Source organism: Vibrio sp. 10N.222.49.C9, assembly GCF_041474985.1.
In the GTDB taxonomy this organism is placed as follows: domain Bacteria; phylum Pseudomonadota; class Gammaproteobacteria; order Enterobacterales; family Vibrionaceae; genus Vibrio; species Vibrio crassostreae_C.
Genome location: NZ_JBFRVD010000885.1, coordinates 1 through 301, shown reverse-complemented (window position 1 = coordinate 301; position 301 = coordinate 1). Strand labels below are relative to the sequence as shown.

Below are 301 nucleotides of genomic sequence, written 5' to 3'. Positions count from 1 at the left end.
CCGTTTTCATATTCGTAATCCGCACGACCAACGTATTTGCCCCACTCAAAGGCTTGCATGATCCAAGTGCCGTTTTGTTGGTCAGGTTGACACTCATCACCAGGCTTGAACTGTTTCTTCACCAGATTAGGCCCTTCCATACAAACAGGCTCTTGTGAGTGACCACCAATCACCATGTCTAAAGCGCCAGCTGGAAGATAACGAGCTAACGCTACGTCACCCGGAGCATTACCGCCGTTATTGCCATCTTGGTAGTGACCCATGTGAGTCACAGCAATGGTGATATATGGCTGTTCGGATT

At 48.8% G+C, this 301-nt stretch carries 1 pseudogene; it reads right to left on the bottom strand.

Features of this window, described 5'->3' with window-relative positions:
- Window positions 1-301 (bottom strand): annotated as a pseudogene (gene ushA, locus AB4585_RS26075) (bifunctional UDP-sugar hydrolase/5'-nucleotidase); the annotation flags it as partial.